Origin of the sequence: Streptomyces hamibioticus, assembly GCF_047946815.1 — a bacterium.
Lineage (GTDB): Bacteria > Actinomycetota > Actinomycetes > Streptomycetales > Streptomycetaceae > Streptomyces.
In genome coordinates this window covers 4,752,054-4,767,449 of record NZ_JBKKQY010000001.1, presented here as the reverse complement: position 1 = coordinate 4,767,449, position 15,396 = coordinate 4,752,054, and the positions used below count along the sequence as shown (strand labels likewise).

The following is a 15,396-nucleotide window of genomic DNA, read 5'->3' as shown; positions in this document are numbered from 1 at the left end:
CGGGGGGCCGTACTGTCACCTCGTGAGCAGGGGGCCGGCCAGGGCGGTCACGACGTCGCTGCTGCAGCCGTCGCTGTCAACGTTCCTGACCTCGATGCGCAGCCGCAGCACATCGCTGACGTCGACCGACACCGACTCGGCCGTGCCGAAGTTCAGCGTCTTGCTGGTCAGCAGCTTTCCGTCGCCGTGGACGGTGAGCTTGCGGGGGATGCCGTCTGCGGACACGTCGGTGATGCCCGCGGTGAACCGAAGGGTGTTCCACTCCCGCGCGAGGTTGTACTCCGCGGAGCTGACGAAGCAGAAGCCCGCGTCCGCGAGGAGTGCGTCCTCGTGGTCCTGGGTGTCCACCGTGGCGGAACCCTGCTCCATGTTCTTCATCTCCACCGCCTCCAGCGACGTCAGTGGCAGCTTGCCGGTGCCGGCCCCGGCGCCGGTGCCGGTGGCCGACGGGCTCGCCGTGCCGTCACCGGCGCCTTCGGGGCTGCTCGACGGTGTGGGCGCAACGCTGGGCTCCGCGTCCGGGGTGTCGGCGGGCCCGGGGGTGGCCGCGGCGGGCGGCGGGTCGTCCTGCGAGGCGGTGTTGCCGGTGCGGTCGTCCTCCGTCATGCGCACGGCGGCGTAGGTGCCGGCGCCGGCCACCACGGCGACCGCGAGGAGGGTGGCCGCGATGGTCAGGGCGCGGCGCGACCGCTTGGAGGGCGGCGGGGGCGGCAGCGGGGACGGTGTCGCGGGCTGGGTGGCCGCGGCGGCGGTGTGCGGGCCGTGCGGCGGCTGCGGGGGCGGCAGGGTCGGCGGGGCCTCGGGGGTCAGCGCCCGGGTCGGTGTGGTCCGGGGCGGCCGGGCCGGCTGGGCGGGCGCGGTCGTCGGCCGGGCCGGGACGTAGTCCGCCGCCGGGGGCGTGGCCGGCGCGGGCGGCGTGTCCACGGGGGCCGCGGCGGGGGCGGCGCCGGCCATCCGCCGGGAGGCGGCCGTCGTCGTGGAGATCACCGCGGTGCGCAGACCGGACACCCACCGCACCAGTGAGTCCGGGCGCTGCTCGGGATCGGTGGCGCAGACGGCGGCCAGCTCCGCCTGCCGCTCGGCGGGCAGCGCGGTCAGCTCGGGCAGGGCGAGGAACTGACCGCGCAGCTGCTCGGGGGTGTGGGCCGGGGACTCGCCGCTCAGCAGGAAGCAGGCGATCGCCCCGAAGGCGTACCGGTCGGTGGCCGGGGTGCGCCGGCCCTCGAAGACCTCCGGCGCGGCGAAACCGGGCGTGAACCAGACCTCGGCGGTGCGGTGTTCCGCGGTCAGCTTGCTGAGCCCGAAGTCGACGAGGGTGGCCTGGCCGTTGGCGTCGACCATCACGTTGCCCGGGGACAGGTCGCCGTGCACCACGACCCGGCCGGACGGGGTGCCCTTGCCCGCGTGCAGCCAGTCCAGGACCTCGGCCAGCTGCTCCAGGTACCGCACCGCCTCCCGGCGCTCGGCGGGCGTGACCAGCGGGTGTTCGGCCCGCCAGTCGCGCAGGTCGACGCCTTCGACGTAGTTCATGACCAGGCACAGGGACCGCCCCGCCGGGGTGCCGGCCGCGCCCTTGCGGTGTGCGGGCGGGCCCTCGAAGTGCTCGCGGACGCCGACGACGCCGAGGCGGTGCACGAAGCGCAGCAGTTCGGCCTGCTCACTCCAGCGGGCGCTGACCTTGGCCAGCTCGGCTGGGGTCAGGGTGGCCTCCGCGTCGAAGACCTTGATGACGACCGGTTCGCTCGCCCCGCTCAGTTCGATCTCGGCCAGGTACAGCACCGCTTCCCCGCCGCGACCGATGGAGCGCAGCAGCCGGTACCGGTCCGGGGCGGAGTCGGGCCCGATGTACATGCTGGTGTTCGTCATGCGCTCATGTCCCCCGTGGCTGCCGAGTCCCTTGCGACACAAGGCATTTCACCACGCCGCATGCCGGTCCCGGGCGCCCGGGACCGGCATGCGGGACGGCGCTTCAGATGCGGTCGACCAGGTCCGCGATCGAGTCGACGACCTGGGACGGGCGGTAGGGGAAGTTCTCCACCTGGTCGGGGCGGGTCACGCCGGTGAGGACCAGGAAGGTCTGCATGCCGGCCTCCATGCCGGCCAGCACGTCGGTGTCCATCCGGTCGCCGATCATGGCGCTGGTCTCGGAATGGGCGCCGATGGTGTTCAGTCCGGTGCGCATCATCAGCGGGTTGGGCTTGCCCGCGAAGTACGGCTGCCTGCCGGTGGCCTTGGTGATCAGCGCGGCCACGGCGCCGGTCGCGGGGAGCGGGCCCTCGGTGGAGGGGCCGACCTCGTCGGGGTTGGTGCCGATGAAGCGGGCGCCGTCGTTGATGAGCCGGACGGCCTTGGTCATGGCCTCGAAGGAGTAGGTGCGGGTCTCGCCGAGGACGACGTAGTCGGGGTCGTGGTCGGTGAGGACGTACCCGATGTCGTGCAGCGCCGTGGTCAGTCCGGCCTCGCCGATGACGTACGCCGATCCGCCCGGCCGCTGGTCGTCCAGGAACTGGGCGGTGGCCAGCGCGGAGGTCCAGATCGACTCGATCGGCACCTCCAGGCCCATCCGGTTCAGCCGGGCGTGCAGGTCGCGCGCCGTGTAGATGGAGTTGTTGGTGAGGACCAGGAAGGGCTTGCCGGACTCGCGCAGCTTCTTCAGGAAGGCGTCGGCGCCGGGGATCGGAACGCCCTCGTGGATGAGCACGCCGTCCATGTCGGTGAGCCACGACTCGATGGGCTTGCGGTCTGCCATGTGCTTCGAACTCCTGGCGTCGTGCGGGCAGGGCTGGGGCGCCGGAACCACGGCGTACCGACGCCCCACAGCCTAATCAGGAGGTGGTGGTAAGTGACCCCGTCGATCAGCCGGTATCGGTTGTCGGACCCGGTGCGCCGGAAGCGGAAGCGGACGCTGGAGGCACCGGAGGGCACGGGGGGTAGATCTGGGTGGCCCGGCCGACCTCCTGCCGGTGGAGGGTGGTGAAGTCCAGGCGGGCGGACGACTTGCCGTCAGCTCACGGGACTTGCCGTCGGCTCACGGGACCGGCCGCGCCGGGTGCGGGGCCAGAACTCGTCGGTGGCCGAGGCCCAGCCGGGTCACACCGAGGAGGGGATGCAGTGACGATGACGGTGTCCGCGCCGGGGCGACGGTGCCCTGCGTGGCAATCCGTCAGCGGCGTCCGCGCCGGCCCAGCACCACGGCTCCGGTTCCGGCGGCGAGCAGCAGGGCCGTGGCCGCGAGGGCGGCGTAGGTCCGGCCGAGCCCCGTGCCGGCGAGTTCGTCGGCGACGTCGAGGTCTCCGGTGGGGGCGGGGGAGGCGGCGGTGCCCGGGTCGGCGCCCGGGTCGGTGCCTGGACCGGTGCTCGGGTCGGCGTCGGGACCTGTGTCGGCGTCGGCGCCGGGATCGGCGCTCGTCTCGTCGGCGGCGATGCGGAAGCGGTAGTCGTTCGACTGGCCGACCCAGTCGCCGTCGCCGGCGCGACGCTGGACCACGGCGGCGTTGGCGGTGACCTCGTTGGGCACGGCGTCCGACGTGAGCGCGAGCCGCACCTTCACGGTGACGGTCCGGCCGGGGCCGACGGTGAAGCCGGGGAAGTCGTCGCCCTCGCCGGTGAACGCGCCGACCAGCTCGTCCGCGTCGGTCTCCTCGAAGCGGACGGCGTGCGGGCGATCGTCCGCGTAGAACTCCAGGCGCGGCTGCCCGGGCCGCAGCGCGCGCTCCTCGTCGACGAGGACGACGACGGGGTGCACGCCGGAGCAGGTCCGGTCGGTGGTGTTGTGCAGGTCCAGGTACCAGGTGCCGTAGCCACCGCCGGGTTCGTAGCGGGCGGGGCCGCCGTGGATGCGGGTGGTGAGCGGGAAGGTGTGGTCTTCGGGGGCGGTGCAGGCGGGCAGCGGCGCAGGCGGGCCGGCGTGCGGGTGTGCCACGGCGGGCACGGACGCGGAACCGGCCAGGAGGGCGGCTGCCGCCAGCAGGCAGGGGGACGAGGGCGTGGACAGTCGCATGAACACATGAGCGTGCCGGTCGAGGCCCGTTTCGCACACCGCCATTCGGGCCACGGGCCCCGGACGGGGGGACGAATGCCCTCGGCCGGCGGTACCGGGGTGCCGGTGTGCCGGTTTGCTGATGTGCCGGTGGACGGCAGTGGGCACCAGTGGTGCCGATACGCCGATACGCCGATACGCCGATACGCAAGGTTTGCGCCAAGCGGCGCGAAAGTGGCGCGATCGAACGTTGCCGCTCCGTTTCGTGACCCGCAGCCTGGTGCGGGAGCGCTCCCATGCCATGCCCCGCCTCGCCCGCCCCGCCCGCCTCTACGGAGAGAGATCATGGATTGTCATATGCATGACCAGAGCTTAGGCGTGCGGCGTCGCGTGACGCGCACGCTGACCGTGCTCCTGGCAGCGCTGCCGGCCCTCCTGCTGACCCTCCTCGCCCCGTCGCCCGCCGCCGCGACGGCGGAGGACGCGGCACCCGTGCCCCTGCCGTCGCTCAGCGCGACCACCACCCAGGTCGCCTCCGGGCTGAGACGGCCCACCGCCCTCGTCGCCCCCGACGACGGCACGGACCGCCTGTTCATCACCGAGAAGCGCGGCACCGTCCGCGTCTACCACCCGGACACCGGCCTGGCCGGCACCCCGCTCCTCGACATCACGTCGGCCGTGGACGAGTCCGGCAACGAGCGCGGCCTGCTCGGCATCGCCCTCGCGCCCGACTTCGCCGACAGCCGCACCCTGTACCTGGCGTACACGGCGCTGCCCGACGGCGCGGTCACCCTCGCCCGCTACCGGCTCGATGAACGGCGCCTTGAGGTCCTGCTCTCCCAGGAGCACGCCGAGTACAGCAACCACAACGGCGGCCAGCTGGCCTTCGGCCCCGACGGCAACCTCTACTGGAGCATCGGCGACGGCGGCGGCTCCGGGGACCCCTTCGGGGCCGGGCAGCGGCTCGACACCCTGCTGGGCAAGATCCTGCGCATCGACGTGAGCCGCGGCTGCGCCCCGCTCGCCTACTGCGTCCCCGACGACAACCCCTTCGTGGACACCCCCGGCGCCCGCGCGGAGATCTGGCACCACGGCCTGCGCAACGCGTGGCGGTTCTCCTTCGACCGCGCCGACGGCTCGATGTGGATCGGCGACGTCGGCCAGGGCCGGTGGGAGGAGGTCGACCACCTCGCTCCGGGCCGCGGCGGGCTGAATCTGGGCTGGTCCTGTTACGAAGGGCTGGAGAGGTTCGCAGGGGGCCACTGCCCGCCCGGTGAGCGGTACACCGAGCCGGTCTTCACGTACTCCCCGTACACCGGCGGCTGTTCGGTCATCGGCGGGCACGTCTACCGGGGCCGGGAGTACGCCGACCTGGTCGGCGGCACCTACATCGCCACCGACTACTGCTCCTCCACGGTCTGGGCGCTGCGCCCCGACGGCCGCGGTGGTTACGAGCAGGCCGAGATCGGTGAGATGCCCACCCAGGTGACGTCGATCGGCACCACCGCCGACGGGGAGTTCTACGTCGTCAACGACCTGCCCGGCGGCCTGCACCGCGTGTCGTTCGCGCGGGAGGACCCCACCTGCCGGGTGGACCGCACCGTGACCTCCTGGGACACCGGTACGACCGTCGACCTCACCGTCACCAACACCGGCGACACGGCGGTGAACGGCTGGACGCTCGAGTTCCCGCTGGCCCTCGGGCAGACCGTCGTCTCCGACTGGAACACCGACCTGACCCAGGGCAGCAACACGATCGCGGCGGCCAACGCCCCGCACAACGCCCGGATCGCCCCGGGTGCGAGCATCACCCTCGGCTACCTCGCCGACCACACCGGCGACGCGTCGCCGCCGCCGCGGTTCACCCTCAACGGGGACGCCTGCGCCGTCGGCCGCTGAGCCGCGGGGGCGGTCGCAGGGCCGGGATGCCTGCCGGGGCGCCTGCCGGGGCGGGGGCGCCGGAGGCACCGTCCACCGCGGCACGGGTCCCCGCCCGCCGTGCCGGAGGCGCTGCCCACGACCGGGAGTGCCTCCGCCGCGCAGGGCGCACCGCCCCGTACCGGGAGTGCCTCCGCCGCGCAAGGCGCACCGCCTCGTACCGGGAGTGCCTCCGCCGCGCAAGGCGCACCGCCCCGTACCGGGAGTGCCTCCGCCGCGCAAGGCGCACCGCCCCGTACCGGGAGTGCCTCCGCCGCGCGGGCGCCGGCGTCGTTCGCGGTGCCGCCGCGCCCGCGCCCGCGCCCGTCAGGCGTCTCCCCGTCCGAACAGCGGCGCGAGCAGCAGCTGCGCCGCGCCCTCGGCCACCCCGCGCTCCCCGCCGGGCGCGATCCGCACCGGTACGGCGCCCTCGTGCCCGCCCTCGCGCCGGGCCCGGGCGTCCAGGACGGCGCCGACGCCACGGACGAAGACCTCGGGCGCGGCGGCGACGGTCCGGCCGCCGAGCAGGACCAGGTCGACGTCCAGCAGTCCGGCGAGGTTGGCGGCGCCCGCGCCCAGCACCCGGGCCGCCTCCTCCAGGTCGCCGCGGGCGACGGCGCGCAGGCACAGGGCCTCGACGCAGCCGCGGGCTCCACAGGTGCAGGGCGGCCCGTCCAGCTGGATGACCTGGTGCCCGAACTCACCGGCCCCCGTCCGGGCCCCCCGGTGCACGCTCCCGTCGATCACCAGCCCGGCGCCGAGGCCGGTGCCCAGATGCAGGTAGGCGAAGCAACCGCCCTGCACGGAGCCGCTCGTGCCCCGGTCCGCGGCGCCGACGGCGAGTTCCGGTGCCACCGCGGTGACGCCCCCGCCCACGGCCAGGCCCAGCGCCGCCGCGTTGGTGTCCTTGTCGACGACGACCGGCACCCCGAGCCGCCGCGCCAGCGCGTCACGCAGCGGGAAGCCGTCCCACCCGGGGAACCCGGTCACCCGGTGCAGCACGCCACGGGCGTGGTCCAGCGGCCCGGGAAGGGCGACGCCCAGACCGAGCGGCGTCGGCGCACCGGCGAGAGACGGCCCGCCCGAAGACCCGGCCGCCCCCTCCCGACGGCGCACGTCCGCCCCGCCCGCACGCCGCCCGGCCGCCCCCTCCGGGCGCAGGACGTCGGCCACCAGGTCCTCCGCCGCCCGGGTCACCCCGTCCAGCACCGCCTCCGCGCCCGCGCCGAGGTCCAGGGGGGCCCGCCGCTCCCCCACCACCGCGCCGTTGAGATCGACCAGCACCGCCCGCAGCTCGTCCCGGTCCAGATGCACCCCGAGCGCATGCCCCGCCTCCGGCACCAGCCGCAGCACCGTGCGCGGCTTGCCGCCCGTGGACGCCCGGCGCCCGGCCTCCGCGACGAGGCCGTCCTGCCGCAGCCGGGCGGTGATCTTGCTGACCGCCTGCGGGGTGAGCCCGGTCCGCTCGGCCAGCTCCAGCCGGCTGATGCCCCGCGCACCGGCGGTACGCAGCAGGTCCAGCACCAGCGCCGCGTTGTGGCTGCGCAGGGCGAGCAGATTGGCGCCGCCGTCACTCCTGTTCACGCCGTTCATTGTCCCTCCTGCTTGCACTTTGGCAACAGCGTTGCGAAAGTGGACGCATGACTGGTACACCCCCCGGCACCCCGCTCCGCGTGGGCCTCGTCGGCTACGGCCTGGCGGGCTCCGTCTTCCACGCGCCGCTGATCGCCGCCACCGAGGGCCTGGCCCTGGACACGGTGGTCACCTCCCACCCCGACCGGCAGCAGCAGGCCCGCGCCGAGTTCCCGGACGTGCGGATCGCCGCGACGCCGGACGAGTTGTTCGGCCGCGCGGCCGAACTGGACCTGATCGTCGTCGCGTCCCCGAACAAGACGCACGTCCCGCTGGCCACCACCGCCCTGAAGGCCGGTCTGCCGGTGGTCGTGGACAAGCCGGTCGCGGGCACGGCGGCCGAGGCGCGGGAGCTGGCGGCGCTGGCCGAGGAGCGCGGCCTGCTGCTCTCCGTCTTCCAGAACCGCCGCTGGGACAACGACTTCCTCACCCTCCGCAAGCTGCTCACCGAGGGCGCCCTGGGCGACGTGTGGCGCTTCGAGTCGCGCTTCGAGCGCTGGCGGCCGAAGCCGAAGGGCGGCTGGCGCGAGTCCGGCGACCCGGCGGAGATCGGCGGACTGCTGTACGACCTCGGCAGCCACGTCGTCGACCAGGCCCTGGTCCTCTTCGGCCCGGCCACGCAGGTGTACGCCGAGTCGGACGTCCGCCGCGCGGGCGCGGAGGCCGACGACGACACGTTCATCGCGATCACGCACGCGAACGGCGTCCGCTCCCACCTCTACGTCTCGGCGACCACGGCCCAGCTCGGCCCTCGCTTCCGGGTGCTCGGCTCGCAGGCGGGTTACGTCAAGTACGGCCTGGACCCGCAGGAGGCGGCGCTGCGCGAGGGCAAGCGGCCCGGCCCGGGCTGGGGCGAGGAGGACGAGTCGCTGTGGGGCCGCGTCGGTGCCGGTGAGTCCCCGCTGACCGGCGGCGGACGCGTGGAGCAGTCCCTGCCCGGCGACTACCCGGCGTACTACGCGGCGGTGGCGGCGGCGCTGCGCGAGGGCGCCCCCAACCCGGTGGGCGTCCGCGAGGCGGCGGCGGCCCTGGACGTGCTGGAAGCGGCCCGCCGTTCGGCCCGAGACGGAGTGGCGGTGACCCTGTGACGACGCGCGAGCCGGGACCGGCCCCGAAGACGACTCCTGAACCGGCCCCGAGCGTGGAGGAATTGGAGGCGCAGGAACGCCGCCTGGTGCTCCGCTCCTTCACCCACGACGACGCGTGGGCGCTCGGCTCACTCCTGGTGGAGCTGGCCCGCGAGCGGCAGGCACCGGTCGCCATCGACATCCACCGCGCCGGCCAGCAGCTCTTCCACGCCGCCCTGCCCGGCTCGACGCCCGACAACGACGCCTGGATCACCCGCAAGCGCCGGGTGGTGGAGCGCTACGGCTCGGCGTCGTACCTGGTCGGCGCCCGTTTCCGGGCCAAGGGCACCACGTTCGAGGAGTCCTCCCGCCTCGACCTCGACGCCTACGCGGCACACGGCGGCTCCTTCCCGATCACCGTCGAGGGCGTGGGCGTGATCGGCGCGGTGACGGTGTCCGGTCTGCCGCAGGTGCAGGACCACCGGCTGGTGGTCGAGGCGCTGGAGCGGTTCCTGGACGAGCGGGGCGCATAGCCCGGACCCGCTCCGGCCGGGCACCGATCGGACGACGGCCGGGCACCGACGGGAATCACCCGTGCGTCCCGGTGGTTGGCACGCGACGTAAGAGTGACGATCATGCCCCCAGCGAAGGGATCGCACCCATGCGCGACGCCACGACCGCCCTGAAGGAATCCGTCGGACGGTACGGCATCTGGAGCGTCGGCCTGCGCTCCGAGGCCCCGGACGGACGCGGCGAACGGGCCGAGACGGCGGCGGAGCTGGAGCAGCTCGGGTTCGGCGCCCTGTGGCTCGGGGGCAACAGCGACGCCGGCCACGCCGCCCCGCTCATCGCGGCGACCTCGCGGATCGTGGTCGGCACCAGCATCCAGAGCATCTGGGAGCACGAGGCCTCCGCCGCCGCGGCCCGCTTCGCCGAGCTGGAGGTGGCCCACCCGGGCCGCTTCCTGCTGGGCCTGGGCGTGAGCCACGGCCCGCGGGTGCGCGCGTACGGGCGGCCGTACTCGACGATGGTCGAGTACCTCGACGCCCTGGACAAGGCGGGCATGCCCGCCCACGGCCGGGTCCTTGCCGCGCTCGGCCCCAAGATGCTGGAGCTGTCCCGGGACCGGGCGGCGGGCGCGATCCCGTACCTGGTCACGCCCGAGCACACCGCGCAGGCGCGGGAGCGGCTGGGCGAGGGGCCGCTGCTGGCGCCGGAGTTCAAGGTCGTCCTCGAAGCCGACCCGGCCCGCGCCCGCGCCACGGCCCGCGCCTATCTGGCCCGCTACCTGGAGCTGCCGAACTACACGCAGAACTTCCTCCGCCTGGGCTTCTCGGAGGAGGACGTCACCGGCGGCGGCAGCGACCGTCTGATCGACGCGGTCTTCGCCTGGGGCGACGAGACCACGATCCGCCGCCGCGTCGCGGAGTTCCACGAGGCGGGCGCCGACCACGTCGCCCTCCAGGTGGTGGAGGGCACCGACCAGAACGCCCTGCCGAGGGAGGGCTGGCGCCGGCTGGCTTCCCTGCTGGGGTGAGGTGCGAGGCCTGAAGGGCGCGGGGTTGCGACACCTGCGGCTCCGCCGGGTGGGCGCGCGACCCGCCACGACGGGCCCGCGCCCACCGCCGGACCGCGGTTCAGCGCCCCTCAGGCTCCCTCAGGCGTCCTTCAGGCGTCCTTCAGCTCCTGCCGCTGCCTGCCCAGCCCGTCGATCTCCAGCTCCACGACGTCTCCGGCCCGGAGATAGGGCTTGGGCTCCGGCTGCCCCATGGCCACCCCGGCCGGCGTCCCGGTGTTGATGACGTCCCCGGGGTAGAGCGTCATGAACTGGCTGACGTACCGCACGACCTCCCCCACCGGGAAGATCTGGTCCGCGGTGGTCCCGTTCTGCTTCAGCTCCCCGTTCACCCACAGCCGCAGGCCGAGCCGCTGAGGGTCGGGCACCTCGTCCGCGGTCACCAGCCACGGCCCCAGCGGATTGAACGTCTCGCAGTTCTTGCCCTTGTCCCAGGTCCCGCCGCGCTCGATCTGGAACTCCCGCTCGGAGACGTCGTGCGCCACGGCGTACCCGGCGACGCTAGCGAGCCCCGCCCGGGCCGACTCCAGATACCGGGCCGTACGCCCGACGACGACGGCCAGCTCGACCTCCCAGTCCGTCTTCACGGACCTGCGCGGGACGAGCACGGTGTCGTTCGGCCCCACCACGGTGTCGGCCGCCTTGAAGAACACCACCGGCTCGGCGGGCGGCTCGGCGCCCGTCTCCCGGGCGTGGTCGTGGTAGTTCAGCCCGATGCACACGACCTTGCCGATCCGGCCCACCGGCGGCCCGATCCGCAGCCCGGTCGCGTCCAGCGCGGGCAGCTCACCGGCCTCGGCGGCGCTCCGTATCCGGCCGAGGGCCGCGTCATCGGCGAGCAGGCTCCCGTCGATGTCCGGCACGAGACCCGACAGGTCCCGCAGGGTTCCGTCGGCGTCGAGCAGCGCGGGCCGCTCGGCCCCTGCCGCACCTACTCGCAGCAGCTTCATGTTCCCCAACTCCCTCGTCGTCGCGGGTGCCCCGCCCGATGAGGTGCGACTGGGTGCGGCCGGTGCAGCCATCGGAGGACTTGGTCGATCCTCCAAGGTGGGGGTCCAATCCGCAATACCCCGTTCACGTACTGGACCGTAGCCATCCGCGCACATGTACGAAGCCGGGCTTACCACGCACGGTGCAGGACGGCCGTCCGGATACGCCGGTGGTTTACCGGCGGTCCGCCTCCTGCGGGATGCCCGGGCACGCGCGGGCTTCCTAGCTTGGGCCCACCGGCGCAGTGGGCGCCGGGCTCACAGGGGAGGGACGCACATGTTCTCGAGGACATCCACGAGACCCGGCCGCACCCGGGTGTCACGCACCCCGGCGTGCGGCCCCCGGGCGTTACGCACCGCGGTGAGCGGCCCCCGGGTGGTGCGCACCGCGTCGAGGAGGTCGTGGCTCGCGCTGTCGGCCGCGCTGGCCGCTGTGCTGACACCGCTGTCCGTGCCGGCTCCGTCGGCCGCCGCCGCACCCGCCGTCGCAGGCGCCACCACGCTCGCCGCCGCACCCTCGGCGGCACAGGCCGACACCTTCGACGGCCGCCCGGTGCAGTACTGGAACGAGGTGCTGCTGGAGGTCTTCCAGCGCCAGAGGAAGGTCGGGCCGGGCCCGCTCACGCGGGCGGCGGCGATGATGAACGCCGCGATCCACGACGCGGAGAGCGCCTACCAGCGCACCTGGCACTCGCTGAAGTTCGAGCCGTATCTGGAGGCTCCCAAGTACTCGGGGGCGCCCTTCCTGGAGGGGCCCGCCGAGGAGGAGCGCCTGATCGGGCACACGGCCCGCAATCTCCTGGTGCGCCTGTTCCCCAGCCAGGCGACGCTGATCAACACGCGCTTCAAGGAGCGCTTCGGCCACGAGTGGACCGACTTCGACATCCTCAAGTCGCTGGCGGCCGAACCGATCGCCGACCGCATGTGGAACACGCGGTACGAGGACGGCTCGCGCGAGACCGCGACGTACCGCGTGGACGGCAGGCCCGGGGCCTGGCGTCCGACCGGCAACAGCGGATGCACCGCGGAGAGCGACGCCGTCGACCCGCACTGGGCGCAGGTGCGGCCGTTCGTCCTCGGCTCCGCCGACCGGTTCCGGCCCCCGACGCCTCGGACGTACGGCACGTACGAGGCGCTGCTGGCGAGCCCGGAGTACCGGGAGCAGGTCGACGAGGTCCGCAGGCTGGGCGGGGCCGACTCCACCGAGCGCACCACCGACCAGACGGCGGCGGCCTGGTTCTGGGCCAACGACGCCGACGGCACGTACAAGACGCCCGGCCAGTTCCTGGAACTCACCGGCACCCTCGCCGACCAGCGCCGGGTGGACACCTACCGCACGGCCCGGATGTACGCGCTGGTGTCGCTGGCGATGGCGGACGGCGCGATCGCCGGGTGGGACGTGAAGTACCGCACGCCGATCGACCTGTGGCGCCCGGTGACGGCGATCCGCGAAGGCCTGAACGACCCGGCCTGGCAGCCGCTCGGCCCCTCGCCCTGCTTCCCCGCCTGGGCGTCGGGGCACGCGACGTTCGGCGGGGCCTGGCAGGCGGTGATGACCGAGGTCTTCGGAACGGACCGGATCACGTTCACCGCGACCACCGACGACCCCAAGTCGCCGGTGAAGCACCGGACCTTCAGCGGCTTCGCCCAGGCCGCCGAGGAGAACGCCGACAGCCGCCTCTGGCTCGGCGTCCACTTCACCTGGGACGCGGTGGACGGCCTGCAGCTCGGCCGGGACGTCGGCGGCCATGTGACGGAGAACAAGCTGCGGAAGCTGTGACGCGCCGGCGGTGACGCCCACGGCGCGGGGGTCCGGCGACGCCGGCCGGTCCCGGGCCCCCGCGACCGTCACCGGTACAGCACGGCCCGCTCGACGACACTCCACGTCGTACTGGTGACGACGTACAGCGCGGCGGCGAGCGGGACGACGGCCACCGTGACGAGGGTGAAGAAGGACATGAACGGCATGACCTTGCCGACGGCGCCCAGCCCGGGGGCGCCGTCGCCCGTCATGGGCCGGGCGACCGGCCGGGCGGCCATCGTCCGCTTGGTCAGCCGGTAGCCGAAGGCGGTGACACCGGCGACGAAGGCGAACAGCGCGAGGTAGACCAGCCCGGCTCCGCCGACGAGCCCGCCCGCGTCGAGGGCGTCGGCCCACCGCCCGCCCAGGGGGGCGGCGGACAGCCGGTGGGCCAGCAGCTCATTGGCCCGCCCGCCGATCGAGGAGCTGGAGAACAGGTGGTAGAGGAGGAAGAAGGCGGGCAGCTGGCAGAGGCTGGGCAGGCAGCCGGTCAGCGGCGACACCTTCTCCTCGGCATGCAGCTCCAGCACGGCCCGCTGGAGCTTCTCGGGGTTCTTCCCGTGCCTGCGCCGCAGCTCGGCGATCTTCGGCTGCAGCGCGGCCCGCGCCCGCTGGCCGCGCGCGGCGCCGACGGACAGGGGAAGCAGCACCAGCCGTACGAGCGCGGTGAACAGGACGATGGCGGCGGCAGCGGCGGAGGCGCCGAACAGCGGCTGAAGCAGGTCGGCGAGCCGCTCGACCAGACCGGCGAAGCCGGAGAATACAGAAAATACAGAAAATACAGAAACTGCAGAGTATGCAGAGTATGCAGGGAATGCAGAGAATACGGACATCGGTGAGTGAGCCCTCCGGGGTCTCGTCGTGCCGGGTGAAGAGGGTGTGCGGCATGGCATGACGACACGCCCCGCGCGGGGCCGGACTGCTGGCGTGGAAGGGGCCCTACGCGGCGGTCGCCGGAAGGGCGCGACCGGGCGCTCGGGGCCGACGGCGGCCCGGGGCGTCGGGATCGCGTTGCGGCAGGAAGGCCGTACGCCGGTCCCGGTCGCGGATGGCCGTACGCACCCGGGTGGGCGGCACGGCGGGCGCGCAGCGGGCGGCGATCACGGAGCACGCGGCGAGCGCGGCCCCGGCCGCGGCGGTCGCGGCGAGCGCGACGGCGGCGGAGAGGCTGCCGGTGTCGAGAAGGGCGAGCTGGAGGAAGAGGAGCAGCAGGGCGGCGAGGGAACGCGTACGGACCCGGTCGCGGATCACCGGCGGCCACCTCCCTCCCGAACGGACGCTCACACTTCCCTCGGTTATACAGGACGCGCCCCTCGGCCATACAGGACCCGATCACGCAGGGGCCGCCGTACAGAGGCCGCCATACCGCCGCCTGACCTTCGTCACCTCTCGGCAGTACGGTGTCCCTCATGCGCCCCGACACTCCTGCCGAGAACGTCGACCACACCGCGGAGGCGGCACGCCTGGAGCGGACCGCCGGCCTCTATCCCGAGGACGCCGAGGCCCTGCTGCTGCGGGCCGCGGCCCACCTGGAACTGTCCGGCGACCGCCCCGCCGCCACGAAGCTCTACGACCGCCTGCTGTCCTCGCCGGCCGGGCTGGAGAACCCGGCCCTGGTCCGCGCCCTGAAGGCGTCGAACCTGTGGGAGTACGGTCACGAGGCGGAGGCCAAGGCCATCATCGACGGCGTCCGCGCGGCGTCCCCGCGCGATGCGGCGCCGTGGGTGATCGTGGCGGAGGCCCTGGAGTCCCACGACGAGCTGGAGGCGGCCCACGAGACGTTCACCGAGGGCGCCCGGCTGCTCCTGACGGACGTACCGGAGCCCCCGCGCCCGACCCGCCCGCTGCTGATCGGCCGCCACCGGGTCCGCCGGATGCTGGGCCTGGCCCACGACGAGTGGGACACCCTGGCCGACACCCTCCACTCGATGCCGATCTCCCTGGACGAGCTCCACAACCCGGGCCGCGTCTGGTCCCTGGGCTCGGACAACCCGGCGGAGCTGGCGGCGGAGATCTCCCGGCTCAGGGCGGAACTCGGGGCGTACCGGGAGGCGCTGTCCCGCCCCTTCCCCGTCGCCATGCTCCACTGGCCGGCGGACGAACTGGCGGAACTGCTGGAGGCGTACCCGTCCCTGTCCGGGGAGTACCCCTCCTACGAGGAGCACGTCTCGGCGACCGAGGCGGCCCTGCGGGAACTGGCCTCGTCGGGAACGCCGAACCTGGGCATCGTGCGGGGCACGGTCCCCTCCTACGAGGCCTTCGCCGCCTCGGAGGCCGCCTCCCCGGAGGACGCGACCCTGCTCCCCCAGTACGCGACGACCCTGGCCGCCCGGGGGAGGGCGATGGAGTGGCCGCCGGAGCGGGGGGCGGGGTGCTGGTGTGGGTCGGGAACGGCGTACGGCGAGTGTCACGGGCGCCTGTGATCTCCTGCTCCG

13 protein-coding genes are annotated in these 15,396 nt (G+C 74.0%); 6 read left to right on the top strand and 7 right to left on the bottom strand.

The features are described from left to right. Positions 1-15: 15 nt before the first annotated feature. From ACLGIH_RS21685 to ACLGIH_RS21675, 3 genes are all read right to left on the bottom strand, one after another. Positions 16-1,866 (bottom strand): protein kinase domain-containing protein, encoded by a 1,851-nt coding sequence (locus ACLGIH_RS21685; RefSeq protein WP_416526923.1) that lies wholly within the window; start codon positions 1,864-1,866, stop codon positions 16-18. A 103-nt stretch (positions 1,867-1,969) separates the two neighbouring features. After that, complete coding sequence (locus tag ACLGIH_RS21680) at positions 1,970-2,749, bottom strand: HAD-IIA family hydrolase (protein ID WP_416526922.1); 780 nt, start codon at positions 2,747-2,749, stop codon at positions 1,970-1,972. Positions 2,750-3,163: 414 nt separating this feature from the next. Continuing rightward, positions 3,164-4,000, bottom strand: a complete 837-nt coding sequence (locus ACLGIH_RS21675) for a hypothetical protein (protein WP_416526921.1) — start codon at positions 3,998-4,000, stop codon at positions 3,164-3,166. A 369-nt stretch (positions 4,001-4,369) separates the two neighbouring features. Here ACLGIH_RS21675 and ACLGIH_RS21670 point away from each other — a divergent pair, with 369 nt between their 5' ends. Then, a complete protein-coding gene (locus tag ACLGIH_RS21670; RefSeq protein ID WP_416526920.1) occupies positions 4,370-5,878 on the top strand; it encodes a PQQ-dependent sugar dehydrogenase in 1,509 nt (502 codons plus the stop codon). A 345-nt stretch (positions 5,879-6,223) separates the two neighbouring features. Here the strand turns inward: ACLGIH_RS21670 and ACLGIH_RS21665 are convergent, their stop codons facing one another. Further along, entirely contained in the window at positions 6,224-7,489 is a 1,266-nt protein-coding gene (locus ACLGIH_RS21665; protein WP_416526919.1) for an ROK family transcriptional regulator, read from the bottom strand. A gap of 47 nt (positions 7,490-7,536) precedes the next feature. Between ACLGIH_RS21665 and ACLGIH_RS21660 the strand changes: the two genes are divergently transcribed. The 3 genes from ACLGIH_RS21660 (at position 7,537) to ACLGIH_RS21650 (ending at position 10,132) form a co-directional block, all read left to right on the top strand. Further along, complete coding sequence (locus tag ACLGIH_RS21660) at positions 7,537-8,616, top strand: Gfo/Idh/MocA family oxidoreductase (protein ID WP_416526918.1); 1,080 nt, start codon at positions 7,537-7,539, stop codon at positions 8,614-8,616. Continuing rightward, entirely contained in the window at positions 8,613-9,128 is a 516-nt protein-coding gene (locus ACLGIH_RS21655; protein ID WP_416526917.1) for a heme-degrading domain-containing protein, read from the top strand. The genes ACLGIH_RS21660 and ACLGIH_RS21655 overlap by 4 nt, the downstream gene beginning before the upstream one ends. A 128-nt stretch (positions 9,129-9,256) precedes the next feature. After that, the gene (locus ACLGIH_RS21650) at positions 9,257-10,132 is read left to right on the top strand and encodes an LLM class F420-dependent oxidoreductase (protein ID WP_416526916.1); all 876 of its coding nucleotides are present in this window, start codon (positions 9,257-9,259) and stop codon (positions 10,130-10,132) included. Between the two features lie 131 nt (positions 10,133-10,263). On the opposite strand, the gene ACLGIH_RS21645 is transcribed toward ACLGIH_RS21650, so the two are convergent. After that, positions 10,264-11,121: a fumarylacetoacetate hydrolase family protein gene (locus ACLGIH_RS21645; RefSeq protein WP_416526915.1), complete on the bottom strand. Its 858-nt coding sequence runs from the start codon at positions 11,119-11,121 to the stop codon at positions 10,264-10,266. Between the two features lie 400 nt (positions 11,122-11,521). On the opposite strand from ACLGIH_RS21645, the gene ACLGIH_RS21640 reads away from it, so the two are divergent. Then, on the top strand, positions 11,522-12,940 hold the full coding sequence (locus tag ACLGIH_RS21640; RefSeq protein ID WP_416526914.1) for a vanadium-dependent haloperoxidase: 1,419 nt from the start codon (positions 11,522-11,524) through the stop codon (positions 12,938-12,940). 68 nt (positions 12,941-13,008) lie between these two features. On the opposite strand, the gene ACLGIH_RS21635 is transcribed toward ACLGIH_RS21640, so the two are convergent. Both ACLGIH_RS21635 and ACLGIH_RS21630 read right to left on the bottom strand, forming a co-directional pair. Beyond that, positions 13,009-13,794 (bottom strand): YidC/Oxa1 family membrane protein insertase, encoded by a 786-nt coding sequence (locus tag ACLGIH_RS21635; protein WP_416526913.1) that lies wholly within the window; start codon positions 13,792-13,794, stop codon positions 13,009-13,011. A 106-nt stretch (positions 13,795-13,900) separates the two neighbouring features. Continuing rightward, a complete protein-coding gene (locus tag ACLGIH_RS21630) occupies positions 13,901-14,212 on the bottom strand; it encodes a DUF6412 domain-containing protein (protein WP_416526912.1) in 312 nt (103 codons plus the stop codon). Between the two features lie 158 nt (positions 14,213-14,370). On the opposite strand from ACLGIH_RS21630, the gene ACLGIH_RS21625 reads away from it, so the two are divergent. Then, positions 14,371-15,384 (top strand): SEC-C domain-containing protein, encoded by a 1,014-nt coding sequence (locus ACLGIH_RS21625; protein WP_416526911.1) that lies wholly within the window; start codon positions 14,371-14,373, stop codon positions 15,382-15,384. The last annotated feature ends 12 nt before the right edge of the window (positions 15,385-15,396 follow it).

What these genes read in the sequence shown, in the direction of transcription:
- ACLGIH_RS21685 (WP_416526923.1), bottom strand. Translation starts at nt 1,866, where the DNA reads ATGACGAACACCAGCATGTACATCGGGCCCGACTCCGCCCCGGACCGG.
- ACLGIH_RS21680 (WP_416526922.1), bottom strand. Translation starts at nt 2,749, where the DNA reads ATGGCAGACCGCAAGCCCATCGAGTCGTGGCTCACCGACATGGACGGC.
- ACLGIH_RS21675 (WP_416526921.1), bottom strand. Translation starts at nt 4,000, where the DNA reads ATGCGACTGTCCACGCCCTCGTCCCCCTGCCTGCTGGCGGCAGCCGCC.
- ACLGIH_RS21665 (WP_416526919.1), bottom strand. Translation starts at nt 7,489, where the DNA reads ATGAACGGCGTGAACAGGAGTGACGGCGGCGCCAATCTGCTCGCCCTG.
- ACLGIH_RS21660 (WP_416526918.1), top strand. Translation starts at nt 7,537, where the DNA reads ATGACTGGTACACCCCCCGGCACCCCGCTCCGCGTGGGCCTCGTCGGC.
- ACLGIH_RS21650 (WP_416526916.1), top strand. Translation starts at nt 9,257, where the DNA reads ATGCGCGACGCCACGACCGCCCTGAAGGAATCCGTCGGACGGTACGGC.
- ACLGIH_RS21645 (WP_416526915.1), bottom strand. Translation starts at nt 11,121, where the DNA reads ATGAAGCTGCTGCGAGTAGGTGCGGCAGGGGCCGAGCGGCCCGCGCTG.
- ACLGIH_RS21635 (WP_416526913.1), bottom strand. Translation starts at nt 13,794, where the DNA reads ATGTCCGTATTCTCTGCATTCCCTGCATACTCTGCATACTCTGCAGTT.
- ACLGIH_RS21625 (WP_416526911.1), top strand. Translation starts at nt 14,371, where the DNA reads ATGCGCCCCGACACTCCTGCCGAGAACGTCGACCACACCGCGGAGGCG.